Origin of the sequence: Halomonas maura (assembly GCF_030409305.1) — a bacterium.
Classification (GTDB): Bacteria; Pseudomonadota; Gammaproteobacteria; order Pseudomonadales; family Halomonadaceae; genus Halomonas; species Halomonas maura.
Genome location: NZ_JAUFPQ010000008.1, coordinates 57,305 through 82,267, shown reverse-complemented (window position 1 = coordinate 82,267; position 24,963 = coordinate 57,305). Strand labels below are relative to the sequence as shown.

The following is a 24,963-nucleotide window of genomic DNA, read 5'->3' as shown; positions in this document are numbered from 1 at the left end:
CTGAACGGACGCCCGTCCGTTGAACCTCAGGAGTAACCCCATGCAAGAAGTGGTGATCGTTGCCGCGCGCCGTACCGCCGTCGGCTCCTTCGGTGGCTCCCTGGCCAGCGTCCCCGCCAGCGACCTCGGCGCCCATGTCATCAAGGACATCCTGTCCACTACCGGCGTGGCCCCCGACCAGGTGGACGAGGTCCTGCTCGGCCAGGTCCTCACCGCCGGCACCGGCCAGAACCCGGCGCGCCAGGCCTCCATCAAGGCCGGCCTGCCCGATGCCGTGCCCGCGATGACCATCAACAAGGTCTGCGGCTCCGGCCTGAAGGCCCTGCACCTGGCCACCCAGGCGATCCTCTGCGGGGATGCCGAACTGATCCTGGCCGGCGGGCAGGAGAACATGTCGCTGTCGCCCCATCTGCTGCCCAACTCGCGCACCGGCCAGCGCATGGGCGATTGGAAGGCCATCGACTCCATGGTCCACGACGGCCTGTGGGACGCCTTCAACGGCTACCACATGGGCATCACTGCGGAGAACCTGGCCGAGAAGTACGGCATCACCCGCGAGGCGATGGACGAGTTCGCCGCCGCCTCCCAGCAGAAGGCCGCCGCGGCCATCAAGGAAGGCAAGTTCAAGGGCCAGATCGTCCCGGTGGAGATCCCCCAGCGCAAGGGCGACCCGCTGGTCTTCGACACCGACGAGGGGCCGCGTGACGTCACCGCGGAGAAGCTCGGCACCATGCGTCCGGCCTTCAAGAGGGACGGCAGCGTCACCGCCGGCAACGCCTCCTCCATCAACGACGGCGCCGCCGTGGTCATGCTGTGCTCCGCCGAGAAGGCCAAGGCCCTGGGGCTCGAGCCGCTGGCCCGCATCAAGGCCTACTCCAATGCCGGCGTCGATCCCTCGATCATGGGCATCGGGCCGGCTCCCGCGACCCGCCGCTGCCTGGAGAAGGCCGGCTGGAGCCTCGACGACCTCGACCTGGTCGAGGCCAACGAGGCCTTCGCCGCCCAGGCCCTGTCGGTCAACAAGGAGCTCGGCTGGGACACCTCGAAGATCAACGTCAACGGCGGCGCCATCGCCATCGGCCACCCCATCGGCGCCTCCGGCTGCCGCATCCTGGTGACCCTGGTCCACGAGATGATCGCCCGGGACGCCAAGAAGGGGCTGGCGACGCTGTGCATCGGCGGCGGCCAGGGCGTGGCGCTGGCCATCGAGCGCTAGGCCCGGCCTGCCAGGGCGGGGTGGGCCCGACGACCCACCCCGCGGCATGTCCTCACGGAAAGCCCCCGCCTCGGCGGGGGCTTTGTCGTGTCAGGGCCGTCCCACCACCCGCGACGGGGTCCGGGCGACGATCGCCGCGGCCAGGGTGAACAGGCCACCGGCGGCCAACAGCACACCCGACAGGCCGATGCTGTCCACCACCCGGCCGCCGGCCAGGGCGCCGACGCCGATGGCCAGGTTGAAGACGAAGGCCATCAGCGCGGTGGCGGCCTCGGCGTTCGGCGCACTCTTGAGGATCCAGGTCTGCAGACTCACCGAGATGCTGCCGAACACCGCCCCCCACAGCATCAGCAGGGCGATCGCCATGGGAGCCTGGCGCCCCAGCCAGGGGAAGGCCAGGGTGGCGACGGCGAGCAGGGCCGGGATGACCAGCACGGTGCGATAGGGATGCCGCCCGGCGGCGCCGCCGGCGAGGAAGTTGCCCGCCAGCCCCGCGCCGCCGTAGAGCAGCAGCAGGCCGCTGACGCTGGCCAGGGGAATCCCGGCGATCTCCTGCAGGATCGGGCTGATGAAGGTATAGGCGGCGAAATGGCCGACCACGATCAACGCGGTGACGCTCACCCCGACCCGCACGCCGCGACTGGCGAACTGCCCACCCAGGCTGGCCAGGCGTACCGGCTGCCGGGCCGGCAGGCGCGGCAGCAGCCCCCACAGCGCCAGGGTCACCGCCAGGCTCAGGCCGGCCAGGGCGGCGAAGGCGATGCGCCAGTCGGTCTGCACGCCGAGCCAGGTGCCCGCCGGCACGCCCAGCACCGAGGCGCCGGCCACGCCGCTGAAGATCACCGCCATGGCCCGGGGCACCTGCTCCAGCGCCACCAGGCGCGACGCCAGCCCCCCGGCGATGGCCCAGAAGCCGCCGATGCACACGCCCACCAGCACCCGGGTGGCCAGCAGCACGGCGAAGCTGCCGGCCACGGCGCCCGCGAGGCTGGCCAGGGTCATCAGCGCCATCAGGCCGGTCAGCATCAGGCGGCGATCCAGGCGTCCCGCCGCCACCGGCAGCAGCGGCGCGGCGAAGGCGGCCACCACCCCGGGCACGGTGATCAACAGCCCGGCCACCCCCGGTGTCACCGACAGCCCGCCGGCCACCTGGGAGAGCAGGCCGATGGGCAGCTGCTCGGCGGTGACCAGCAGGAAGATGCCGACCATCACCGCCACCACCCCCAGCCAGTCGCGGCCTGTGGTGGTGACCTTGGCGGCCGGCGTCGGCTCGCTGGAGAATGTCTCTGCCATATCCCTCTTCCGCCCGTTCGCGGGCCCGTCCCGGGCCCCAGACAAGAACGCCCCCGTGGCGTGAGCCACGGGGGCGTTCGACGCATGACCGTGCGATCAGACGGCGGTCTCGGCCTCCTCGGCCTCGAACGCCGCCTTCTCCTCGGCGGTCATCTCCTTGATGGTGAGCTTGACGCGATTGCGGTTGTCGATGTCGAGCACCTTGACCACGATCTCGTCGCCCTCGTTGAGGTAGTCGCGCACGTCGTTGACCCGCTCGGGCACGATCTGCGAGATGTGCACCAGGCCGTCGGTGCCCGGCATGATGTTGACGAAGGCACCAAAGTCGGCGATCCGCACCACCTTGCCACGGTACAGCTTGCCGATCTCCGGTTCGGCGGTGATCGCCAGCACGGTGTCGATGGCCGCCTTGGCCGCGGACTTGTCCTCGGCGTAGATGCGCACGGTACCGTCGTCGTCCAGGTCGATGGAGGCGCCGGTGTCCTCGCAGATCTTGCGGATGGTGGCACCGCCCTTGCCGATGACGTCGCGGATCTTCTCCGGGTCGATCTTGATGGTGGCCATGGAGGGCGCGTTCTCGGAGACCTCTGAACGGCTCTGACCGATTACCGCGTTCATCTGCTCGAGGATCTGCAGGCGAGCCTCGTTGGCCTGCTGCAGCGCCTGCTCCATGATCTCCTCGTTGATGCCCTCGATCTTGATGTCCATCTGCAGGGCGGTGACGCCCTCGGCGGAGCCGGCCACCTTGAAGTCCATGTCGCCCAGGTGGTCCTCGTCGCCGAGGATATCGGTGAGCACGGCGAAGCCGTCCTCGTCCTTGACCAGGCCCATGGCGATGCCCGCGACCGGGGCCTTCATCGGCACGCCGGCATCCATCAGCGCCAGCGAGGAGCCGCACACCGAGGCCATCGAGCTCGAGCCGTTGGACTCGGTGATCTCGGAGACCACGCGGATGGTATAGGGGAAGTCGTCTTCGCTGGGCAGCATGGCCTGGACGCCGCGACGCGCCAGGCGGCCGTGGCCGATCTCGCGACGCTTGGGCCCGCCCATGAAGCCGGCCTCACCCACGCTGTAGGGAGGGAAGTTGTAGTGCAGCAGGAAGCGGTCCTTGCGCTCGCCTTCCAGCGACTCGATGAGCTGGGCGTCGCGCAGGGTGCCCAGGGTGGCGATGACGATCGCCTGGGTCTCGCCGCGGGTGAAGATCGCCGAGCCGTGGGTCTTGGGCAGGGTGCCGACCTCGATCGACAGCGGCCGCACGGTCTTGAGGTCACGGCCGTCGATGCGCGGCTCGCCCTTGACCACCCGGGAGCGCACGACGCGCTTCTCCAGCCCGGCGAAGGCGCCCTTGACGTCGTCGGCGTCGAAGCGCCCCTCTTCCTCACCGGCCAGCGACTCGACCGCCTCGGCCTTGAGCGCGGAGAGGGCGTCCTGGCGGGCCATCTTGTCGGTGATGCGGTAGGCCTCGCCGACCTTGGCCTCGAAGCCGCGCGCCACGGCGTCCTTGAGGGCGGTGTTCTCGGCGGGGGCCTGCCAGTCCCACTTGGGCTTGCCGGCCTCGGCGGCCAGCGCGTTGATGGCGGCGACGGCGACCTGCATCTCCTGGTGGCCGTAGAGCACGGCGCCGAGCATCTCGTCCTCGAGCAGCTCGCTCGCCTCGGACTCGACCATCAGCACGGCCTTCTCGGTGCCGGCGACGACCATGTTCAGTTCGGAGGTGGCGAGCTCTTCCACGGTGGGGTTGAGGAAGTAGCCCTTGTCCTCGGTGAAGCCGACCCGCGCGGCGCCGATCGGGCCGTTGAACGGCACGCCGGAGATGGCCAGCGCCGCGGAGGTGCCGATCATGGCGGCGATGTCCGGGTCATGGTTGCGGTCGGTGGACAGCACCGAGCAGATCACCTGGACCTCGTTCATGAAGCCCTTGGGGAACAGCGGGCGGATCGGGCGATCGATCAGCCGCGAGGTGAGAGTCTCCTTCTCGGTGGGACGCCCCTCGCGCTTGAAGAAGCCGCCGGGAATCTTGCCGACCGCGTAGGTCTTCTCCTGGTAGTGGACGGACAGCGGGAAGAAGGGCTGGGCCGGGTTGGCTTCCTTCTTGGCCACCACGGTGCACAGCACCACGGTGTCGTCCATGGTGACCATCACGGCACCGCTGGCCTGGCGGGCGATGCGCCCGGTTTCCAGGGTGACGGTGCTGCGACCGTATTCAAACGTTTTCTTGACCGGGTTCACGGCGACTTCCTTCAACTTTTCGATTCATGTTCGGGTCGTTTCGACTCGGCCCCATTTTAGGGGTTGACGCCCGCCACGGCCACCACTACCCGCACCCGGGCGCCCCGACCAACGCAAAACGGGCAGCCCCGAGGGGCTGCCCGTTTCACGGCGTCCTGCCAGGCGTCGCTTAGCGACGCAGGCCCAGGCGCTGAATCAGCGACTGATAGCGCTCGAAGTCCTTGCGCTTCAGGTAATCCAGCAGCTTGCGACGCTGGTTGACCATGCGGATCAGGCCACGACGGGAGTGGTGATCCTGCTTGTTGGTCTTGAAGTGATCCTGCAGGCCGTCGATGTTCGCGGTCAGCAGGGCCACCTGCACTTCGGGGGAACCGGTGTCGTCATCGCCACGGCCGTATTCCTTGACGATTTCGGACTTCTGTTCAGCGGTCAGTGCCATCTGTCTCTCCAGTAAGCAATATGCCTGAATGATGAATGTCGGAGACCACGCATATTTGCAGTCTCCACGCCTGCCCGATGGGCGGGTTCTATGCCGAGCCCGCCGTCACGGCGGTGCTCAGTAGGCGACGGGGCGCGATTTCCCCCGCCGCTCGCACCACGCCGAGCCCCAGGAAGGCCTCGTCGTGGTAGAGTCGCGCCAGGCCGTCGACGGGCAGCTCGCCCGTGTCGAGCCTGGCGGCCTGGCCATGCCGCAGGCGGCTCGCCGCCTGGGTATCCACTGCCAGTCGCGGCAGTCCCGCCACCAGCACGTCCACCGGCAACAGCACGGCCTCGCGGGCCGCCTGGTCCGGCAGGGCCTCGAGCGCCTCAAACGTGACCATGTCCGCGCCCTCGAAGGGGCCGGTCTTGAGCCGCCGCAGGGCACTGATGTGGGCGCCGCAGCCCAGCGCCAGGCCGATGTCCTCGGCCAGGGAGCGGATGTAGGTGCCCTTGCTGACGTGCACCTCCATCTCGAAGGCAGTGCCCTCGAACGCCAGGAGGCGCGCATCATACACCGTCACGCGACGCGCTGCACGCGTCACCGTCTTGCCCTCGCGGGCCAGCTCGTAGAGCTTGCGTCCCTGGTGCTTGAGCGCCGAGTGCATCGGCGGCACCTGATCGATCTCGCCCAGGAAGCGCGCGAGCACGCCCTCGAGGTCCGCCGCGGATAGCGCGGGCACCTCGCGGCGCTCGAGTACCTCGCCCTCGGCATCGCCGCTGTCGGTGAGCACGCCCAGTTCGACCCGGGTGCGGTAGACCTTGTCCGCCTCCAGCAGGTAGGAGGAGAACTTGGTCGCCTCGCCGAACAGCACCGGCAGCAGGCCGGTGGCCATGGGGTCGAGGGTGCCGGTGTGGCCGGCCTTCTGGGCCTGGAACAGGCGCCGGGCCCGCTGCAATGCGTGATTGCTGGACGCGCCGCGGGGCTTGTCCAGCAGCAGCACGCCGTCCACCGGCAGTCCGCGACGCCGACGCGCCATCAGTCCCGCTCTCCCTCGCCGCGCTCGCCTTCCTCGCCCTCGGCGTCATCGCCGTGACGGTCACGATCGCTGGCCACCGCCTCGTCGATCAGCGAGGACAGCCGCTGGCCACGCACCACGCTCTCGTCGAAGTGGAAGCGCAATTCCGGCACGTGGCGCAGCTTGATGCGCCGCGCGATCTGGCTGCGCAGGAAGCCGGCGGCGCGCTTGAGCACCGTGAGGTTCTCCTTGATGCGCTCGGCGTCCTGCTCGCCCAGCAGGGTCACGTGGACGTCGGCATAGCCGAGGTCACGGCTGACCGTGACCCCGCTGACGGTGACCATGCCCAGCCGCGGATCCTTGATCTCGCGCTGGATGAGCACCGCCAGCTCCTTCTGGAGCTGGTCGGCCACCCGGTCGGTACGCTTGAACTCGCGCATGATCGGCTCCTCGAGCGGTTAGAGCGTCCGCTCGACCTTGACCTGGTCGAAGACCTCGATCTTGTCGCCGACCTGGACGTCGTTGTAGTTCTTCACGCCGATGCCGCACTCCATGCCGTTGCGCACTTCCTGGACGTCGTCCTTGAAGCGGCGCAGCGACTCGAGCTCGCCCTCGTAGATGACCACGTTCTCGCGCAGCACGCGGATCTTCTTGTGGCGATGGACGGTGCCCTCGACCACCATGCAGCCGGCGACGGCGCCGATCTTGGGCGCGCGGAAGACGTCGCGGACCTCGGCCACGCCGACGATCTCTTCCTTCCACTCCGGCTCGAGCATGCCGCTCATGGCCTGCTTGACCTCGTCGATCAGCTGGTAGATGACGCTGTAGTAGCGCAGCTCCAGGCCTTCACGCTCGATGATCTCGCGGGCCGCGGCGTCGGCACGCACGTTGAAGCCGACCACGATGGCCTCGGAGGCCAGCGCCAGGTTGGCGTCGGTGCCGGTGATGCCGCCGACCCCGGAGGACACCACGGAGACCTGCACCTCGCCGGTGGAGAGCTCTTCCAGCGCGCCCTTGATGGCCTCCAGGGACCCCTGGACGTCGGCCTTGAGCACGATGTTGAGCTTGGCCGCCTCTTCCTGGCCCATCTGGCTGAACATGTTCTCCAGCTTGGCCTTCTGCTGGCGGGCCAGGCGCACCTCGCGGTACTTGCCCTGACGGAAGTTGGCGACCTCGCGGGCCTTCTTCTCGTCGGCCACGACCATGAAGTCGTCACCGGCCTCGGGGGTGCCGTCGAGGCCCTGGACCTCCACCGGCATGGCCGGGCCGGCCTCGTCGACCTGCTTGCCCAGCTCGTTGGTCAGGGCGCGGACGCGGCCGTAGTGCAGGCCGGCGAGCACGATGTCGCCCTTCTTCAGGGTGCCGTTCTGGACCAGCACGGTGGCCACCGGGCCACGCCCCTTGTCGAGGCGTGACTCGACCACCACGCCCTTGCCGGGCGCCTCGGGAACGGCCTTGAGCTCGAGCACCTCGGAGACCAGCTGGATGGCTTCCAGCAGCGTCTCGATGCCTTCGCCGGACTTGGCGGAGACATGGACGAACTGGGTGTCGCCGCCCCACTCCTCGGAGATCACGCCGTGCTGCGACAGCTCGTTCTTGACGCGATCCGGGTCGGCGCCCGACTTGTCGATCTTGTTGACCGCGACCACCATCGGCACGCCGGCGGCCTTGGAGTGTTCCACGGCCTCGATGGTCTGGGGCATGACGCCGTCATCGGCGGCGACCACCAGCACCACCACGTCGGTGGCCTTGGCACCACGGGCCCGCATGGCGGTGAACGCCGCGTGGCCGGGGGTGTCCAGGAAGGTCACGCCGCCATGGTCGTCCTCGACGTGGTAGGCGCCGATGTGCTGGGTGATGCCGCCGGCCTCGCCGGTGGCCACCTTGGCGCGGCGGATGTAGTCGAGCAGCGAGGTCTTGCCGTGGTCGACGTGGCCCATGACGGTCACCACCGGCGAGCGTGCGATCTCCTCGCCCTCGTAGGAGATGGCCTCGAGGACCTCGGTCTCCAGGGCATCGTCCTTGACCAGCTTGGGCCTGTGGCCCATCTCCTCGACCACGATGGCCGCGGTGTCCTGGTCGATGGTCTGGTTGATGGTCACCGCCGCGCCCATGGTGAACATCGCCTTGATGACCTCGTTGGCCTTGATCGACATCTTGTCGGCCAGGTCGGCGACGCTGATCGACTCGGGGATCGAGACCTCGCGGACGATCGGCTGGGTCGGCTTCTGGAAGCCGTGCTTGCCGCCGCCCTGGCTGCCGCCGCGGCGACCGCCGCGACGCTCCGCGCGCTTGGCCTTCTTGCCGCCGCGACGCCGCTCCTCGCGGTCGCCACGGTCGTCGTCGCGATCGTCGCGGCCCTTCTTGACGGCCTTGCCGCTGGCCTTCTTGACCGCGGCACGACGCGGTTCGGCACGGCCTTCCTTGGGCGGCGCGGGCGCCTCCTCGGGGCTCGGCGCGGCGGCCTCGAGTTCCGGCACCGGGATCTCGGGCTCGCTCGGCACGGCCTGGGCCTGGGCCTTCTCGGCCTCGGCCCTTTCGGCCTCGACCTTCTCGGCCGCCTGGCGCGCGGACTCCTCGGCGGCGCGACGCTTGGCCTCCTCGGCGGCCTCGGCCTCGCGCTTGGCCTGGGCCGAGGCCATGTCGCCGACCAGCTGGCGCGGGCCGTGATCCTGGGCCTTGGGCTCCTCGGCGGGCTGCTCTTCCTCGCGCTTGACGTAGGTGCGCTTCTTGCGCACCTGCACCTCGATGCTCTTGCCGCGCTCGCCGGACTTGATGCGGCTGCGCGTCTTGCGGGTCAGGGTGATGCGATTCTTCGCCCCGGCACCGGCGCTGCCGCCATGGCTCTTGGTGAGATAGTCGAGCAGCTGCCGCTTGTCCTCCTCGGACACGGCGTCATTCTCGGCCTTCTGGCCGAGCCCGGCTTCTTTCATCTGTTCCAGGAGGCGGGGAACATCGCGCCCCACCTTCACTGCAAAATCCTTAACGGTCATTTCTGACATTACGACCCTCCTCAGCCCGTGACCCGTTTTACTGTTCGCTCTCGAACCATGGCGCACGGGCAGTCATGATCAGTGCCGCGGCGCGCTCCTCGTCCAGCCCCTCGATGTCCGTCAGATCATCGACGGACTGCTCGGCGAGGTCCTCCATGGTGACGATGCCTCGACTGGCCAGAATGAAGGCCAGGTGACGCTCCATACCGTCCATCTCCAGCAGGTCGTCGGCCGGCTGGGCACCATCGAGTTCCTCCTCGGAGGCGATGGCCAGGTTCAACAACTCGTCCTTGGCGCGAGCGCGCAGCTCCTCGATGAGTTCCTCGTCGAACTCCTCGATTTCCAGCATTTCCTCCACCGGGACATAGGCGACCTCCTCCAGGGAGGTGAAGCCTTCCTCGACCAGCAGACGCGCCACATCCTCGTCGATGCCCAGGTGCTGGATGAAGTGCTCGATCAGGCTGTCGATTTCCTGATCGCGCTTGGCCTCGGCCTCGTCCTCGGTCATGACGTTGAGACGCCAGCCGGTGAGTTCGGAGGCCAGGCGCACGTTCTGGCCGCTACGGCCGATGGCCTGGGCCAGGTTGTCCTCGGCGACGGCCACGTCCATGGCGTGGGCGTCCTCGTCGACGAGGATGGAGGCGACATCCGCCGGCGCCATGGCGTTGATCACCAGCTGGGCGGGATTGTCGTCCCACAGCACGATGTCCACGCGCTCGTTCTGCAGCTCCGAGGACACCGCCTGGACCCGCGAGCCGCGCATGCCCACGCAGGCGCCCACCGGGTCGATGCGGCGGTCATTGGTCTTGACCGCGATCTTGGCCCGGGAGCCCGGGTCGCGGGCCGCGCCCTTGATCTCGATGAGCTGTTCGGCGATCTCCGGCACCTCGATCTTGAACAGCTCGATGATCAGTTCCGGACAGGTCCGCGACAGGATCAACTGGGCCCCACGGGCCTCGGGGTCGACCTTGGTCAACAGGGCGCGAACACGCTCGTTCATGCGGTAGCGCTCGCCGGGGATCATCTCGCTGCGCGGCAGGAACGCCTCGGCGTTCTCGCCGAGGTCGATGATCAGGCCGTCGCGTGTCGTCTTCTTGACAATGCCGGCAACCAGCTCGCCCTCGCGGTCGGCATAGAGCCGTACCACCTCGGCGCGCTCGGCCTCGCGCACCTTCTGCACGATGACCTGCTTGGCGGTCTGGGCGGCGATGCGGCCGAAGGCGGCATTCTCGATCGACTCCTCGACCACGTCGCCCAGGCCCAGCGGCGGGTCGCGACGCTCGGCGAAGGAGAGCTTGATCTGGGCATCGGGGCCGTCGAAGTCGTCATCCTCCACGACTTCCCAGCGTCGGAAGGTCTCGTAGTCGCCGGTGTGTCGGTCGATGTGCACCCGCACGCTGGCTTCCTCGTCCTCGAAGCGCTTGCGCGATGCGCTGGCCAGGGCCGCCTCGACGGCCTCGAAGATCACCTCGCGGGGGACCCCCTTCTCGTTGGAGATCGCGTCGACGACCGCCAGAATCTCTTTACTCATGCCTTAGCCTCACCAGAAAACCCGTCCTTTAGCACCGACCTCACTGACCGAACTGCGGTACGACCCGCGCCTGGTCGATGCTCTCGATGGGAAAGCAATATTCCTCGCCGTCGAGTTGCAGCAGCACCTCGTCGCCCTCGATACCGGCCAGCAGGCCCTGGAACTTGCGCCGCCCGTCGAAGGGCACGCGCAGCTTCACGGCCACCACATGACCGGCGTAGCGTTCGAACTGCTCGAGAGTGAACAGCGGCCGGTCCATGCCCGGGGAGGAGACCTCGAGCCGGTACTCGCCGGCGATGGGGTCCTCGACATCGAACACCGCGCTGACCTGGCGACTGACGTCGGCGCAATCATCCACGCTCACCCCGTCCGGGTGATCGATATAGATCACCAGGCGGGAATGTTTACCCTGGGACAGGTAGTCGATGCCCCACAGCTCGAAGCCCATGGCCGAGACCACCGGTTCGATCAGCGCATGTAGCGCAGCATCCTTGATTGCCACGGAAGAAAGCTCCTACAGCCGTTGCATCAGGCACCTGGCCGGGAGTGAACAGGAAAGTCAGGTGGCTGATTGGCGTTGCCCGGATCAGCGTCGCCGATATCGACCGGCGGGCTGGCCGCTAACAAAAAGCCCCTTCACAGGAAGGGGCTTTTACAAGAAACCTGTATACCACTTCGGCTCTCTGACATGCCCCGAAAACACCTGCATGCCTGCCTCGAAGATGGTAGCGGGGACCGGATTTGAACCGATGACCTTCGGGTTATGAGCCCGACGAGCTACCAGACTGCTCCACCCCGCATCAATCTAGGTCGGTGATTGTATGCCTGCCTGACTCTTGCGTCAAGAGACAAAGCACCGCTCCGCCAATCCTGCTGTTGAAGGTCCGGCGCCTGGTGAGCATCACCGTGCCGGCTTCAAATGGTGCCGAAGGCGGGACTTGAACCCGCACGACCGTAAGGTCACTACCCCCTCAAGATAGCGTGTCTACCAATTCCACCACTTCGGCATCAGGGGAGGCCGGATTCGCGACTCAGTTGCCGCTTTCCTCCAGCACTGGCGCTGCATTATCCATACCGTTGCCCTTGTCGTCAAGGGTCGGCACGGCATTCTGCTGCTCGATCAGTTCGGCATCGGGAATGCCCGCTTCCTCCGGCGCCTGGCCGGCCTGGGAGGCGAAGTAGGCCAGGGTCAGGGAGGTAGCGAAGAAGGCCGCGGCCAGCACGCCGGTGGCGCGCGACAGGAAGCTGCCGCTGCCCCGCGAGCCGAACACGGTCTGGGAAGCCCCGCCGCCGAAGGAGGCACCGGCATCGGCGCCCTTGCCCTGCTGCAGCAGGATCAGGACGACCAGGGCGATGGCGATCGCCACGTGGATCATGAGAATGGCAACTTGCATGGATTCAACCTGCTGACTGACAAATGGCTAGAAAATCGTCGACCTGAAGGGACGCGCCGCCCACCAGGCCGCCGTCGATGTCCGGCTGGGCGAGTAGCTCGGCGGCGTTGGCGGCCTTCATGCTGCCACCGTAGAGCACCTGCATGCCCTCGGCGAGGCCGGCGTCGTAGGCCGCCAGGCGTGCACGGATGGCGCCGTGTACCGCCTGAGCCTGTTGCGGCGTCGCGGTGCGACCGGTGCCGATCGCCCACACCGGCTCGTAGGCGATCACCAGGCGGGCTCGCTCGTCGGCCGCCAGCGCATCGCACACCGCCTCGAGCTGGCCGAGCACCACCGCCTCGGTGCGTTCGGCATCGCGCTCCTCGAGGGTCTCGCCGAGGCACAGCACCGGCGTCAGACCCACGGCCAGGGCGGCCCGCACCCGGGCCAGCACCGCAGCGTCGTCCTCGCCGAACAGGGTCCGCCGCTCGGAGTGCCCCACCAGCACCAGGCCGGTGCCGAGCTCGCGGAGCATCTCGCCGCTGACCTCGCCGGTGAAGGCCCCGGCGGGCTGGTCGCTGAGCGTCTGGGCGCCGAGGGCCAGCCGCGTGCCGTCGAAGGCCCGACCGGCGGCCTGCAGGTAGGGAAAGGGCACCATCAGCGCCACCTCCACGCCTTCCGGCAGGTCGGCATCGGCGAAGGCCCGGCCGAAGTCCTCGACCAGGGTCAGGGATCCGTTCATCTTCCAGTTACCGGCGATCAGCGGCGTAGGCATGGAGGTTCCTCTTTCAAGGTGGAGCGGAATGGTATAGGAGCGGCCCTGTCAAGACAACCGGGGCTCAGGACAGCAGCCCCCGGACGTCATCGGCCAGGCGACGCGCCAGGCCGCCCACGTCCAGGTGGGGGCGTCCCTCGACCATCACCCGGATCAGCGGCTCGGTGCCGGAGGGTCGCAGCAGCACCCGTCCCTGGTCGCCCAGCTCGGCCTCCACCGCCGCCACGGCCGACTTCAGCGAGGGGGCCTCCATCAGCGACTTGGCGTCGGCGCCCGGGCTCAGGCGCACATTGACCAGCATCTGCGGCGCCTTCTCCAGGCCGGCCAGCAGCTCGCCCAGCGGCCGCCCCTCGCGCACCATGATCGACAGCACCTGCAGCGCGGAGACGATGCCGTCGCCGGTGGTCTGCACATGGCCGCAGACGATATGCCCGGAGGACTCGCCGCCCAGTTGCCAGCCGTTGGCCGCCAGGCGCTCCATGACGTAGCGGTCACCGACCTTGGCCCGCTCGAAGGGGATCGCCATGGCCTCCAGCGCCGCGGCCAGGCCGAAGTTGCTCATCAGGGTGCCGACCACCCCGCCGCCCAGGTCGCCCCGGCCATGGCGGTCCCGGGCGATCAGGTAGAGGATGTCGTCACCGTCGATCTCGCGGCCGCCGGCGTCGACCATCAGCACCCGGTCGCCGTCGCCATCGAAGGCCACCCCCAGGTCGGCGCCCCGCTGGATGACCGCGGCGCGCAGCGCGGTGGGATGGGTGGAGCCCACCTCATGGTTGATGTTGAGGCCATCCGGTGCGGCGCCGATCACGCTGACCTGGGCGCCCAGCTCGCGGAACACGCTGGGCGCGATGTGGTAGGTGGCGCCGTGGGCGCAGTCGATGACCATCTTCAGGCCGTGCAGGCTGACCCGCTCGGGGAGGGTCGACTTGCAGAACTCGATGTAGCGGCCGGCGGCGTCGTCCACCCGCTTGGCCTTGCCCAGGGCATCCGGCGCCACGGTGGTCAGCGGCTCGTCGAGCATCGACTCGATGTCGGCCTCGACGGCATCGGCCAGCTTGACCCCCTCGGCGGAGAAGAACTTGATGCCGTTGTCGGCGAAGGGGTTGTGGGAGGCCGAGATGACGATGCCGGCATCGGCGCGGAAGGTGCGGGTCAGGTAGGCGATCGCCGGGGTGGGCATCGGGCCGAGCAGGATGACGTCGACGCCGGCGGCGGACAGCCCGGCCTCCAGGGCCGACTCGAACATGTAGCCGGAGATCCGCGTGTCCTTGCCGATCAGCACCCGGGCCTGTCCCGACTCGCGGGCCAGCACCCGGCCGGTGGCCCAGCCCAGCTTGAGCATGAAGTCGGGGGTGATGGGCGCCTCGCCCACCGTGCCGCGGATCCCGTCGGTACCGAAATAGCGTCTACTCATTCTCGAACCCTTCCTTGAGGACGGCCCAGGTCATGTTCACCGCGTCCACGTGGGGGCCCACGTCGTGGACGCGCAGGATTCGTGCGCCCCGCTCCACCGCCAGCGCGGCAAGCGCCAGGCCACCGGGCAGGCGTTCCTCCACCGGCCGGTCCAGCACCTTGCCGATCATGCTCTTGCGGGACATGCCCACCAGCAGCGGCAGGCCGAGGCGCTCCAGGTGATGCATATGATGGAGCAGGCGCAGGTTGTGCTCGACGGTCTTGGCGAAGCCGAAGCCGGGGTCGAGGAGCAGGCGCTCGCGGCGCAGCCCCGAGGCCTCGCAGTCGGCGATACGCTGCGCCAGGAAGTCGGCCACCGCCTCCTCCACCGGGCGATCATAGCGGGGCGCGTCCTGCATGTCGCCCGGCTCGCCGAGCATGTGCATCAGGCATACCGGCAGGCCACTGGTGGCGGCCGCCTTCATGGCGCCGTCGCGGCGCAGGTTGCGCACGTCGTTGATCATCCCCGCCCCCTTGAGCGAGGCCTCGCGCATCACCTCGGGGGTGCTGGTATCCACCGAGACGAGGGCATCGAGCTCGCTCACCAGGGCCTCCACCACCGGCACCACGCGATCCAGCTCCTGCTCGGTGGAGACCGGCGCGGCGCCGGGCCGGGTGGACTCCCCCCCCACGTCGATGATGGCGGCGCCCTCGGCCAGCATCTGCTCGGCGCGACGTAGGGCGTCGTCGAGGACCACGTGGCGGCCGCCATCGGAGAAGGAGTCGGGGGTGACGTTGAGGATCCCCATCACGCGGGGAAAGGAGAGATCGAGCCGGTGCCGGCCACAGGGCAGCGGTGTCGCGGGTGTGGTGTGCATCGTCGTCCTGAAGGCTGTCGTGAGGGGCGAGGGCCGGGCGACCCTCTCCACGGCGAAGGCGCCCCGCAGGGCGCCCGATGGTCACGTCGCGGCGGGTCAGCTGCCCGCCGGCCCCCCGAGGGGGTCGGAAGGCCGACGGCTCGGCTTCTTCTCCCCATCCTCGTCGTCGCCGTCCTCGGCGACATCCGAGGGCGAGGGCTCGCTCTCGGGGCGGCCGGTGACCGGCGACCCGCCGCCGGGGCTGCCATCCTCCCAGTCCTTCGGCGGACGCGGCTTGCGGCCTTCCATGATGTCCTTGAGCTGGTCGGCATCGATGGTCTCGTACTGCACCAGCGCCTCGGCCATGGCATCCAGCTTGTCGCGATTGTCCTCGAGGATCTGCCGGGCCTGGGCGTAGCAGTCGTCGATGATCCGGCGGACCTCCTTGTCGAGCCGGGTGGTGGTCTCGCCGGACTTGAGCTTGCCGCCCTGGCCGGGGCCACCGAGGAACTGGTGGGACTCGTCCTCGTCGTACATGATCGGCCCCATCTCGTCGGACAGGCCCCACTTGGCGACCATGTTGTGGGCCAGCTCGGTGGCGCGCTTGATGTCGTTGGAGGCACCGGTGGTCACGCCGTTCGGGCCGAGCGTCATCTCCTCGGCGAGGCGGCCGCCGAACAGCGAGCAGATCTGGCTGATGATCTGCTGACGCGACAGGCTGTAGCGGTCCTCCTCGGGGAGGAACATGGTCACGCCCAGCGCCCGGCCGCGGGGGATGATGGTCACCTTGTAGACCGGGTCGTGTTCCGGCATCACCAGGCCGATGATGGCATGGCCCGACTCGTGATAGGCGGTGTTGAGCTTGTCCTTCTCGGTCATGACCATGGAGCGGCGCTCGGCGCCCATCATGATCTTGTCCTTGGCCATCTCCAGCTCCTCCATGCCCACCAGCCGCTTGTTGCCGCGGGCCGCGAAGAGCGCGGCCTCGTTGACCAGGTTGGCCAGGTCGGCGCCGGAGAAGCCCGGGGTGCCGCGGGCGATCAACGACGGCTTGACGTCGTCGGCCAGCGGCACCTTGCGCAGGTGGACGTTGAGGATATGCTCGCGGCCGCGGATGTCGGGCAGCGGCACCACCACCTGGCGGTCGAAGCGGCCCGGGCGCAGCAGCGCCGGGTCGAGCACGTCGGGACGGTTGGTGGCGGCGATGACGATGATGCCCTCGTTGGCCTCGAAGCCGTCCATCTCCACCAGCAGCTGGTTCAGCGTCTGCTCGCGCTCGTCGTTGCCGCCGCCCATGCCGGCCCCGCGCGAGCGGCCCACGGCGTCGATCTCGTCGATGAAGATGATGCACGGCGCCTGCTTCTTGGCCTGCTCGAACATGTCGCGCACCCGCGAGGCGCCGACGCCGACGAACATCTCGACGAAGTCGGAGCCGGAGATCGAGAAGAACGGCACCTTGGCCTCGCCGGCGATGGACTTGGCGAGCAGCGTCTTGCCGGTGCCGGGCGGGCCCACCATCAGCACGCCGCGGGGGATGGTGCCGCCCAGGCGCTGGAACTTGGTCGGGTCGCGCAGGAAGTCGACCAGCTCCTCGACCTCCTCCTTGGCCTCGTCACAGCCGGCGACGTCGGCGAAGGTGGTCTTGATCTGGTCCTGGGAGAGCAGCTTGGCCTTGGACTTGCCGAAGCTCATCGGGCCACCCTTGCCGGCGCCACCGCCCTGCATCTGGCGCATGAAGAACATGAAGATGGCCAGGATCAGCAGGATCGGGAAACTGGCGATCAGCAGCCGCGTCCACAGGCTCTGCTCCTCGGGCTTCTTGCCCACCACGGTGACGTTGTGGGCGAGCAGGTCATCCATCAGCTTGGGGTCTTCCGCCGCCGGCCGGATGGTCTGGAACTGGGAGCCATCGGTGCGCTCACCGCTGATGGTGTAGCCATCGATGGTCACGCTCTCGATCTGCTGGTTCTGCACCTGCTCGACGAACTGGGAGTAGTTCATCGTCTGGGGTGCGTTCTCGACGCTGAAGTTGTTGAACACCGTCAGCAGCACCGCCGCGATGACCAACCACAGAATCAGGTTCTTCGCCATGTCGTTCAAGGGACTACCCTCATTGCAAGAATCTGTCGGCCGAACACGCCTGATGCTTTCGACACTACATCAGCAGCACATGTTCAGCCAGCATGGGGGCGGGTCGGGCCCACCCGTGGCTATGGCATTCACTGTGACACAGACACGCCGTCGTGTCCGGCCATCGAACCGTTAGCCTGTGACTATCGAGCCGACGGGGCAGCCCCGGCGGCCGCGCCAGGCCACCGGCTCAGCCGCGAAACCCCTCCGCCAGCAGGTAGACCTCCCGCGACCGGGCGCGGGAGGCCTCCGGCTTGCGGGTCACCACCCGCGTGAAGTCGCTGCGCAACTCCTTGAGGTAGGCGTCGAACCCTTCGCCCTGGAAGACCTTGGCCAGGAAGGCGCCACCGGGGGACAGGGTCTGGCGCGCCAGGTCCAGGGCCAGCTCCACCAGGTACATCGCCTGGGGCTGGTCGATGGCGGCCATGCCACTCATATTGGGGGCCATGTCCGACATCACAAGGTCCACCGAGCGATCTTCGAGCCGGGCGAGGATCGCCTCGAGCACGCTGTCCTCGGTGAAATCGCCCTGGACGAACTCGACACCGGCCAGGGCATCCATCTCGAGGAGGTCGGAGGCGATGACCAGGCCGGCGTCGCCGACCCGCTCGGCGGCTACCTGGCTCCAGCCGCCGGGGGCGGCGCCCAGGTCGATCACCGTCATGCCGGGGCGCAGCAGCTTGTCCTTCTCGTCCAGGGCCAGCAGCTTGTAGCTGGCGCGGCTGCGATAGCCATCCTGCCAGCTCTGCTGCACATAACGGTCGTCGAAGTGCTCCTTCAGCCAGCCGGCGCTGCTCTTGCTGGCGCCGCGCCGCTTGGGGCGGGAATCTTGGGAACGTGCCACGGCATCACCTGTGAAGGGTCCTGGATGACAGGCGGTCGAGCGGTTTCCGGAATGGACCTGGGAGGGGTGCTGACCTGCGGGCCCGGGGTAACGGGAGGCCGGCGAGGCTGGCCGCGCTTTCGCCGCGGCGCGAATCACCGTACCATGTGCGCTGCGCGCCAACCGGGAAGAAGCAAGATACCATGAGCTTGTCACAGGCACAAAAGAAAGCATTCCGCAGCATCGGGCACCACCTCGACCCCGTGGTCACGGTCTCCGAGAACGGCCTCTCCGAGGGCGTGATCGCCGAGCTGGACCGGGCCCTCTCCGACCACGAGCTGGTCAAGGTCAAGCTGGCACTGCCCGAGCGCGACGACCGCACCGCCATGCTCGACGAGCTGGTCGCGGCGAGCGGCGGCGAACTGGTGCAGTCGATCGGCAAGGTCGCCCTGCTCTACCGCCACAACCCCAGGGGCAACCCGAAGCTCTCCAACATCAAGCGCTTCGAGGCGCACCACGGCCGGCGCTAAGCCACCGCGCTTCGCGCGAACTGTAAGCGTCAAGCCGCAAGTCAAACCGAAACACCCCCGAGGCTCTGCCTCGGGGGTGTTTTCTTACAGCTCATGGCTTACGGCTGCCCGAAGGGCTACAGGTGCTCGACGCCCGAGATCTCGTACTCGACATCGCCCCCCGGGGTGCGCACCAGCACCACATCACCCTCTTCCTTGCCGATCAGGGCGCGGGCGATGGGCGAGGTGACGGAGATCCGCCCGGCCTTGATGTCGGCCTCGTCCTCGCCGACGATGCGGTAGGCCACCTCATCGTCGGTCTCCAGGTTGATCAGCTCCACGGTCACGCCGAAGATCACCTTGCCGGTCTTGGGCAGCTTGGTGACGTCGATGACCTGCGCATTGGAGAGCTTGCCCTCGATCTCCTGGATCCGCCCCTCGATGAAGCCCTGCTGCTCGCGGGCCGCATGGTACTCGGCGTTCTCCTTGAGGTCGCCGTGCTCGCGAGCCTCGGCGATCGCGGTGATCACGTTGGGGCGCGCCTCGCTCTTGAGCTCCTCGAGCTCCTTGCGAAGGCGCTGCTCACCGACGACGGTCATCGGGACCTTGTTCATTGACTGACTCCTGCATGCTGTTCCTGTAGCCGCCGCACGGTGATGGCATTGCCGTACTCGAGTGCCAGACAAACGGCATTGGCCCCGGCCAGGGTGGTGGCATAGGGAACCTTGCGGGCGAGTGCGGTGCGACGGATCACCGAGGAATCATTGATGGCCTGGCGGCCCTCGGTGGTGTTGACGATATAGGCGACCTCGTCGTTCTTGAGCAGATCAACGATGTGCGGACGACCCTCATAGACCTTGTTGACGATCGCCACCGGCAGGCCGGCCGCCTCGAGGGCCGCTGCCGTGCCACGGGTCGCGCATAGGGTGAAGCCCAATGTTAACAGAGAATGGGCCACCTCGATAACACCCGCCTTGTCCGGCTCGCGCACCGAGAGGAAGGCCTTGCGCTCGCCGGTCAGCGCCGGAATCGCCTCGCCGGCACCGAGTTGCGCCTTGTAGAAGGCCTCGGCGAAGGTCTCGCCGGAGCCCATGACCTCGCCGGTGGACTTCATCTCCGGCGACAGGATGGGGTCGACGCCCGGGAACTTGTTGAACGGGAAGACCGCCTCCTTGACGCTGTAGGTCCGCGGCACGATCTCGGCCTCGAAGCCCTGGTCGGCGAGACTGGTGCCGGCCATGCAGCGCGCCGCCACCTGGGCCAGCGAGGTACCGATGCACTTGGAAACGAAGGGCACGGTGCGCGAGGCCCGCGGGTTGACCTCGATGACGTAGATCTCGCCGTCCTGCCAGGCCAGCTGCACGTTCATCAGGCCATTGACGCCGAGCTCCACGGCCATGCGCTTGACCTGGTCGCGCATCTCGTCCTGCACGTCCACGGGCAGCGAGTAGGGCGGCAGCGCACAGGCGGAATCGCCGGAGTGCACCCCGGCCTGCTCGATATGCTGCATGATCCCGCCGATCACCACCTGATGGCCATCGGAGACGGCGTCGATGTCGACCTCGATGGCGGCGTTGAGGAAGTGGTCCAGCAGCACCGGCGAGTCGTTGGAGACCTTGACCGCGTGGGTCATGTAGTTCTCCAGCTCGGAGGCGTCGTAGACGATCTCCATGGCCCGGCCACCGAGCACGTAGGAGGGCCGCACCACCAGCGGGTAGCCGATCGCCTCGGCCTTGGCGAAGGCCTCGTCGAAGCTGCGCGCGGTGGCGTTGGGCGGCTGCTTGAGGCCCAGCTTGTCGATCATCTGCTGGAAGCGCTCGCGGTCCTCGGCGCGGTCGATGGCGTCCGGCGTGGTGCCGATGATCGGCACGCCGGCGGCCTCGAGCTCGCGGGCCAGCTTGAGCGGGGTCTGGCCGCCGAACTGCACGATCACCCCGGCCGGCTGCTCCTTGTCGGCGATCTCCAGCACGTCCTCGAGGGTCACCGGCTCGAAGTAGAGGCGATCCGAGGTGTCGTAGTCGGTGGAGACGGTCTCCGGGTTGCAGTTGACCATGATGGTCTCATAGCCGTCGTCACGCATGGCCAGCGCGGCGTGGACGCAGCAGTAGTCGAACTCGATGCCCTGGCCGATGCGGTTGGGGCCACCGCCGAGCACCATGATCTTCTGGCGATCGGAGACCTCGGCCTCGCACTCCTCCTCGTAGGTGGAGTACATGTAGGCGGTATCGGAGGCGAATTCGGCCGCGCAGGTGTCGACCCGCTTGTAGACCGGGCGGATGCCGGCCTGCTGGCGCGTCCTGCGGAACTCCTTCTCGGCGACGCCGAGCAGCGTCGCCAGGCGGGCGTCGCTGAAGCCCTTGCGCTTGAGCCGCAGCAGGTCGCGGGCGTCCAGCTCGGAGAGCGAGCACTTGGCCACCTCGGCCTCGGTCGCGATCAGGTCCTCGAGCTGGACCAGGAACCAGCGGTCGATGTTGGTCAGGCGGAAGATCTCGTCGACGGAGAGGCCGGCACGCATGGCGTCGGCGACGAAGAAGATGCGCTCGGCGCCGGCGGCCTGCAGCTCGCCCTTGATGTGGGCCAGGGCCTCGTCGGTGAAGCGGGTGACCATGGGGTCGAGGCCGTCGTTGCCGGTCTCCAGGCCACGCAGCGCCTTCTGCAGCGACTCCTGGAAGGTCCGGCCGATGGCCATCACCTCGCCCACCGACTTCATCTGGGTGGTCAGGCGATCGTTGGCCTGGGGGAACTTCTCGAAGGTGAAGCGCGGGATCTTGGTGACCACGTAGTCGATGGACGGCTCGAAGGACGCCGGGGTGCGGCCGCCGGTGATGTCGTTCTGCAGCTCGTCCAGGGTATAGCCGACGGCCAGCTTGGCGGCGATCTTGGCGATCGGGAAGCCGGTGGCCTTGGAGGCCAGCGCCGAGGAGCGCGACACCCGCGGGTTCATCTCGATGACCACCACGCGCCCGGTCTTCGGATCGACGCCGAACTGGACGTTGGAGCCGCCGGTCTCGACGCCGATCTCGCGCAACACCGCCAGGGAGGCGTCGCGCATGATCTGGTATTCCTTGTCGGTCAGCGTCTGGGCCGGGGCCACGGTGATGGAGTCACCGGTATGCACGCCCATGGGGTCGAAGTTCTCGATCGCGCAGACGATGATGCAGTTGTCGTTCTTGTCGCGAACGACCTCCATCTCGTACTCCTTCCAGCCCAGCAGCGACTCGTCGATCAGCAGCTCGTGGTTGTTGGAGAGCTCGAAGCCGCGGTCGCAGATCTCCTGGAACTCCTCCTTGTTGTAGGCCACGCCGCCGCCGGAGCCGCCCATGGTGTAGGAGGGACGGATGATCACCGGGAAGCCCAGCTCGCCCTGGATCGCCCAGGCCTCGTCCATGGTGTGGGCGACCTTGGCCTTAGGGCACTCCAGGCCGATGCGCTTCATGGCCTGGTCGAAGAGGTCGCGGTCCTCGGCCATGTTGATGGCGTCGGCGTTGGCGCCGATCATCTCCACGCCGTGCTTGTCCAGCACGCCGTGCTTGTCCAGGTCCAGGGCGCAGTTGAGCGCGGTCTGGCCGCCCATGGTCGGCAGCACGGCATCGGGCTTTTCGGCCTCGATGATCTTCTCCACCGCCTGCCAGGTGATCGGCTCGATGTAGGTGGCGTCGGCCATCACCGGGTCGGTCATGATGGTGGCCGGGTTGGAGTTGACCAGGATGACCCGGTAGCCCTCCTCGCGCAGGGCCTTGCAGGCCTGGGCGCCGGAGTAGTCGAACTCGCAGGCCTGGCCGATGACGATGGGGCCGGCGCCGATGATCAGGATGCTCTGGATGTCGGTACGTTTTGGCATGGTGCTTCCCGCAAAATAAGGTGACGGACGAGGGGCGACGATCGGACGCTTAGCGCTTGGCCTTCATCATCTCGATAAAGCGGTCGAACAGCGGCGCGACGTCCCGCGGGCCGGGGCTCGCCTCCGGATGGCCCTGGAAGCTGAAGGCCGGCCGGTCGGTGCGCTCGATGCCCTGCAGGGTGCCGTCGAACAGCGAGCGATGGGTGGCCCGCAGGGTCTCGGGCAGCGTCGACTCCTCGGCGGCGAAGCCGTGGTTCTGGCTGGTGATCATCACCTGGCCGCTGTCGAGGTCCTGCACCGGGTGGTTGGCGCCGTGGTGGCCGAACTTCATCTTCACCGAGCTCGCCCCGCTGGCCAGCGCCAGCAGCTGGTGGCCCAGGCAGATGCCGAAGATCGGCACCCCGGTCTCGAGCAGCTCGCGGATGGCGGCGATGGCGTACTCGCAGGGCTCCGGGTCGCCGGGGCCGTTGGAGAGGAAGATGCCGTCCGGGGCCAGCGCCATGACCTCGCTGGCCGGGGTCTGGGCCGGCACCACGGTCAGGCGGCAGCCGCGGGAGGCCAGCATGCGCAGGATGTTGCGCTTGACCCCGTAGTCGTAGGCGACCACGTGATAGGGACGCTCGGTCGCGCCGGCGTCGGCATAGCCGGCGCCCAGGGCCCACTCGCCCTCGGACCACTGGTAGGGCGACTGGCAGGAGACGACCTTGGCCAGGTCCATGCCCTTGAGCCCCGGGAAGGCCCGCGCGGCCTCGAGGGCGCGCGCCTCGGCGTCCTCGCCCTCGGCGTCGGCACCGGCGAGGATGGCGCCGTTCTGGGCGCCCTTGTCGCGCAGCAGGCGGGTCAGGCGGCGGGTATCGATGTCGGCGATGCCCAGCACGTTCTGGCCGGCCAGGTAGTCGGACAGCGTCTGCTCGGAGCGGAAGCTGCTGGCCAGCAGCGGCAGGTCGCGGATCACCAGGCCGGCGGCGGCGATGGCGCCGGATTCCACATCCTCGGCATTGATGCCGGTGTTGCCGATGTGCGGATAGGTCAGGGTGACGATCTGGCGGGTATAGGAGGGGTCGGTAAGGATTTCCTGGTAGCCCGTCATGGCCGTATTGAACACCACCTCACCGCTGGTTTGCCCATCGGCGCCGATGGCGGTGCCATGAAACACACTGCCATCTTCCAAGGCCAGTATCGCGGGTCTGTTCAATGCAACGTCCTCCCAAGTTTTAAGAGACAGCTCGTCAAGGAATACTCCGGGGCCGGGCCCCGGATGGCCGGCCCGCAAAAAAGCGGGACGAAACCCGATGGTGACCGGTTTCATCCCGCTTGTTGTCATTCGCTCGGAATGCGGGGCCGAAGCAACAAGCGCAGCGGAGGGGGCTCTCGCCCATGCGCCCGGCCAAAATTTTGGGGATATTACAGGAAATGTCGCCCGTCGGCTACCCCCGACGCCTGTCAGGCAGGGCTACCGCTCGGGCTAATCCCGGGCGAGCCCCCTCACGGGCGTGGCTCTGTTACAGCCCCTGTTTCAGACCGAGCACATCCTGCATGGCGTAGCGACCGTTGCCCTGGCCGGCCACCCAACGCGCCGCGCGCACCGCGCCCTTGGCGAAGGTCATGCGGCTGGAGGCCTTGTGGGTGATCTCGATGCGCTCGCCCTCGGTGGCGAACATCACCGTATGCTCGCCGACGATGTCGCCGGCGCGCACGGTGGCGAAGCCGATCTCCTTGTCGGTGCGCGGCCCGCACTGGCCGACCCGCTCGAAGACGCCATGCTCCTTGAGGCTGCGGCCCAGGGATTCGGCGACCACCTCGCCCATCTTGAGCGCCGTGCCGGAGGGGGCATCGACCTTGTGGCGGTGGTGGGACTCGATCACCTCGATGTCGTAGCCCTCGTCGCCCAGCGCCCTGGCGGCGGTCTCGAGCAGCTTGAGGGTCAGGTTCACGCCGACGCTCATGTTCGGCGCGAAGACCATGGCCAGGCGGTCGCGGTAGCCGTCCAGCTCGGCCAGCTCGTCGTCGGAGAGCCCGGTGGTGCCGATCACGATGCGCTTGCCATGCTCGGCGCAGAAGGCCAGGTTGGCCAGGGTCACCTGCGGGGCGGTGAAGTCGATCAGCACGTCGAAGTCGTCGACGATGGCCGCCAGGGAGTCGGCGGCGGCCACCCCCAGCTTGCCGGTACCGGCCAGTTCGCCGATATCGGCGCCGGCGAGCGAGCTTCCCGGCTCGACGATGCCGCCGGCCAGGGTGGCCTCGGCATCCTGCTGCACGGCGTTGACCAGGGTGCGGCCCATGCGGCCGGCGACACCGACGATGGCGATACGGGTCATGCGGGCTCCTGAGATTCGATGGCATGAAGTGCCGGGAGTATACCAGAGGCCGCTCCGCTCGGGACCCGGCGCCTTGGGGCCGGGGAGCGATATCGCCCACACTGGAACTATCCGCCCAGGAGAGCCCGCGCCATGCCGGAGCCGTCCCCGCTGCCCGCCGACCACCCGCTGCTGGCGCTGCTGCGCCGCCACCAGCGGGTGCTGCTGGCCGGCGCGCCGGGCACCGGCAAGACCACCCTGTCCGCCG

The 24,963-nt window shown here is 68.1% G+C and carries 20 protein-coding genes and 2 tRNA genes; 2 read left to right on the top strand and 20 right to left on the bottom strand.

Going from position 1 to position 24,963, the window contains the following annotated elements:
• The first annotated feature begins 40 nt into the window (after positions 1-40).
• On the top strand, positions 41-1,216 hold the full coding sequence (locus tag QWY76_RS01975) for an acetyl-CoA C-acetyltransferase (protein ID WP_290309427.1): 1,176 nt from the start codon (positions 41-43) through the stop codon (positions 1,214-1,216).
• Positions 1,217-1,306: 90 nt separating this feature from the next.
• On the opposite strand, the gene QWY76_RS01970 is transcribed toward QWY76_RS01975, so the two are convergent.
• The 16 genes from QWY76_RS01970 to rlmE form a co-directional block, all read right to left on the bottom strand.
• On the bottom strand, positions 1,307-2,425 hold the full coding sequence (locus tag QWY76_RS01970) for an MFS transporter (protein ID WP_290309449.1): 1,119 nt from the start codon (positions 2,423-2,425) through the stop codon (positions 1,307-1,309).
• A 180-nt stretch (positions 2,426-2,605) separates the two neighbouring features.
• Positions 2,606-4,738, bottom strand: a complete 2,133-nt coding sequence (gene pnp / locus QWY76_RS01965; protein WP_290309426.1) for a polyribonucleotide nucleotidyltransferase — start codon at positions 4,736-4,738, stop codon at positions 2,606-2,608.
• 169 nt (positions 4,739-4,907) lie between these two features.
• The gene (rpsO, locus tag QWY76_RS01960; RefSeq protein ID WP_183385360.1) at positions 4,908-5,177 is read right to left on the bottom strand and encodes a 30S ribosomal protein S15; all 270 of its coding nucleotides are present in this window, start codon (positions 5,175-5,177) and stop codon (positions 4,908-4,910) included.
• Between the two features lie 88 nt (positions 5,178-5,265).
• Positions 5,266-6,195 (bottom strand): tRNA pseudouridine(55) synthase TruB, encoded by a 930-nt coding sequence (truB, locus tag QWY76_RS01955; protein ID WP_290309425.1) that lies wholly within the window; start codon positions 6,193-6,195, stop codon positions 5,266-5,268.
• The gene (rbfA, locus tag QWY76_RS01950; protein WP_290309424.1) at positions 6,195-6,614 is read right to left on the bottom strand and encodes a 30S ribosome-binding factor RbfA; all 420 of its coding nucleotides are present in this window, start codon (positions 6,612-6,614) and stop codon (positions 6,195-6,197) included. The genes truB and rbfA overlap by 1 nt, the downstream gene beginning before the upstream one ends.
• A gap of 18 nt (positions 6,615-6,632) precedes the next feature.
• Positions 6,633-9,176: a translation initiation factor IF-2 gene (infB, locus tag QWY76_RS01945; RefSeq protein WP_290309423.1), complete on the bottom strand. Its 2,544-nt coding sequence runs from the start codon at positions 9,174-9,176 to the stop codon at positions 6,633-6,635.
• A 28-nt stretch (positions 9,177-9,204) separates the two neighbouring features.
• The gene (gene nusA, locus QWY76_RS01940; protein ID WP_290309422.1) at positions 9,205-10,698 is read right to left on the bottom strand and encodes a transcription termination factor NusA; all 1,494 of its coding nucleotides are present in this window, start codon (positions 10,696-10,698) and stop codon (positions 9,205-9,207) included.
• A gap of 40 nt (positions 10,699-10,738) precedes the next feature.
• Positions 10,739-11,200 carry a ribosome maturation factor RimP gene (gene rimP, locus QWY76_RS01935; protein WP_290309421.1) on the bottom strand — a complete coding sequence of 154 codons (462 nt, stop codon included), beginning with the start codon at positions 11,198-11,200 and terminating at the stop codon, positions 10,739-10,741.
• A 221-nt stretch (positions 11,201-11,421) separates the two neighbouring features.
• Positions 11,422-11,498 (bottom strand) — tRNA-Met (locus QWY76_RS01930).
• A 120-nt stretch (positions 11,499-11,618) separates the two neighbouring features.
• A tRNA-Leu gene (locus QWY76_RS01925) sits at positions 11,619-11,705 on the bottom strand.
• A 24-nt stretch (positions 11,706-11,729) separates the two neighbouring features.
• Positions 11,730-12,092, bottom strand: a complete 363-nt coding sequence (gene secG / locus QWY76_RS01920) for a preprotein translocase subunit SecG (RefSeq protein WP_290309420.1) — start codon at positions 12,090-12,092, stop codon at positions 11,730-11,732.
• A gap of 4 nt (positions 12,093-12,096) precedes the next feature.
• Positions 12,097-12,846 (bottom strand): triose-phosphate isomerase, encoded by a 750-nt coding sequence (tpiA, locus tag QWY76_RS01915; RefSeq protein WP_290309419.1) that lies wholly within the window; start codon positions 12,844-12,846, stop codon positions 12,097-12,099.
• Positions 12,847-12,910: 64 nt separating this feature from the next.
• Positions 12,911-14,260: a phosphoglucosamine mutase gene (gene glmM, locus QWY76_RS01910; RefSeq protein ID WP_290309418.1), complete on the bottom strand. Its 1,350-nt coding sequence runs from the start codon at positions 14,258-14,260 to the stop codon at positions 12,911-12,913.
• On the bottom strand, positions 14,253-15,116 hold the full coding sequence (folP, locus tag QWY76_RS01905) for a dihydropteroate synthase (protein ID WP_290309417.1): 864 nt from the start codon (positions 15,114-15,116) through the stop codon (positions 14,253-14,255). Before folP ends, glmM begins: the two co-directional genes overlap by 8 nt.
• A 96-nt stretch (positions 15,117-15,212) precedes the next feature.
• Complete coding sequence (gene ftsH / locus QWY76_RS01900; RefSeq protein ID WP_290309416.1) at positions 15,213-17,195, bottom strand: ATP-dependent zinc metalloprotease FtsH; 1,983 nt, start codon at positions 17,193-17,195, stop codon at positions 15,213-15,215.
• Between the two features lie 220 nt (positions 17,196-17,415).
• A complete protein-coding gene (rlmE, locus tag QWY76_RS01895) occupies positions 17,416-18,069 on the bottom strand; it encodes a 23S rRNA (uridine(2552)-2'-O)-methyltransferase RlmE (RefSeq protein WP_290309415.1) in 654 nt (217 codons plus the stop codon).
• Positions 18,070-18,251: 182 nt separating this feature from the next.
• Here rlmE and yhbY point away from each other — a divergent pair, with 182 nt between their 5' ends.
• On the top strand, positions 18,252-18,578 hold the full coding sequence (gene yhbY / locus QWY76_RS01890) for a ribosome assembly RNA-binding protein YhbY (protein ID WP_290309414.1): 327 nt from the start codon (positions 18,252-18,254) through the stop codon (positions 18,576-18,578).
• Positions 18,579-18,694: 116 nt separating this feature from the next.
• On the opposite strand, the gene greA is transcribed toward yhbY, so the two are convergent.
• From greA to dapB, 4 genes are all read right to left on the bottom strand, one after another.
• The gene (greA, locus tag QWY76_RS01885) at positions 18,695-19,171 is read right to left on the bottom strand and encodes a transcription elongation factor GreA (protein WP_290309413.1); all 477 of its coding nucleotides are present in this window, start codon (positions 19,169-19,171) and stop codon (positions 18,695-18,697) included.
• Complete coding sequence (gene carB, locus QWY76_RS01880; RefSeq protein ID WP_290309412.1) at positions 19,168-22,398, bottom strand: carbamoyl-phosphate synthase large subunit; 3,231 nt, start codon at positions 22,396-22,398, stop codon at positions 19,168-19,170. Before carB ends, greA begins: the two co-directional genes overlap by 4 nt.
• A gap of 49 nt (positions 22,399-22,447) precedes the next feature.
• The gene (gene carA, locus QWY76_RS01875; protein WP_290309411.1) at positions 22,448-23,593 is read right to left on the bottom strand and encodes a glutamine-hydrolyzing carbamoyl-phosphate synthase small subunit; all 1,146 of its coding nucleotides are present in this window, start codon (positions 23,591-23,593) and stop codon (positions 22,448-22,450) included.
• 307 nt (positions 23,594-23,900) lie between these two features.
• The gene (dapB, locus tag QWY76_RS01870; RefSeq protein WP_290309410.1) at positions 23,901-24,716 is read right to left on the bottom strand and encodes a 4-hydroxy-tetrahydrodipicolinate reductase; all 816 of its coding nucleotides are present in this window, start codon (positions 24,714-24,716) and stop codon (positions 23,901-23,903) included.
• Positions 24,717-24,963 lie beyond the last annotated feature (247 nt).

Coding starts and splice junctions, on each gene's coding strand:
- QWY76_RS01975 (WP_290309427.1), top strand. CDS start 41: ATGCAAGAAGTGGTGATCGTTGCCGCGCGCCGTACCGCCGTCGGCTCC.
- QWY76_RS01970 (WP_290309449.1), bottom strand. CDS start 2,425: ATGGTCGGCATCTTCCTGCTGGTCACCGCCGAGCAGCTGCCCATCGGC.
- rpsO (WP_183385360.1), bottom strand. CDS start 5,177: ATGGCACTGACCGCTGAACAGAAGTCCGAAATCGTCAAGGAATACGGC.
- truB (WP_290309425.1), bottom strand. CDS start 6,195: ATGGCGCGTCGGCGTCGCGGACTGCCGGTGGACGGCGTGCTGCTGCTG.
- rbfA (WP_290309424.1), bottom strand. CDS start 6,614: ATGCGCGAGTTCAAGCGTACCGACCGGGTGGCCGACCAGCTCCAGAAG.
- infB (WP_290309423.1), bottom strand. CDS start 9,176: ATGTCAGAAATGACCGTTAAGGATTTTGCAGTGAAGGTGGGGCGCGAT.
- nusA (WP_290309422.1), bottom strand. CDS start 10,698: ATGAGTAAAGAGATTCTGGCGGTCGTCGACGCGATCTCCAACGAGAAG.
- secG (WP_290309420.1), bottom strand. CDS start 12,092: ATGCAAGTTGCCATTCTCATGATCCACGTGGCGATCGCCATCGCCCTG.
- tpiA (WP_290309419.1), bottom strand. CDS start 12,846: ATGCCTACGCCGCTGATCGCCGGTAACTGGAAGATGAACGGATCCCTG.
- glmM (WP_290309418.1), bottom strand. CDS start 14,260: ATGAGTAGACGCTATTTCGGTACCGACGGGATCCGCGGCACGGTGGGC.
- folP (WP_290309417.1), bottom strand. CDS start 15,116: ATGCACACCACACCCGCGACACCGCTGCCCTGTGGCCGGCACCGGCTC.
- yhbY (WP_290309414.1), top strand. CDS start 18,252: ATGAGCTTGTCACAGGCACAAAAGAAAGCATTCCGCAGCATCGGGCAC.
- greA (WP_290309413.1), bottom strand. CDS start 19,171: ATGAACAAGGTCCCGATGACCGTCGTCGGTGAGCAGCGCCTTCGCAAG.
- carB (WP_290309412.1), bottom strand. CDS start 22,398: ATGCCAAAACGTACCGACATCCAGAGCATCCTGATCATCGGCGCCGGC.
- dapB (WP_290309410.1), bottom strand. CDS start 24,716: ATGACCCGTATCGCCATCGTCGGTGTCGCCGGCCGCATGGGCCGCACC.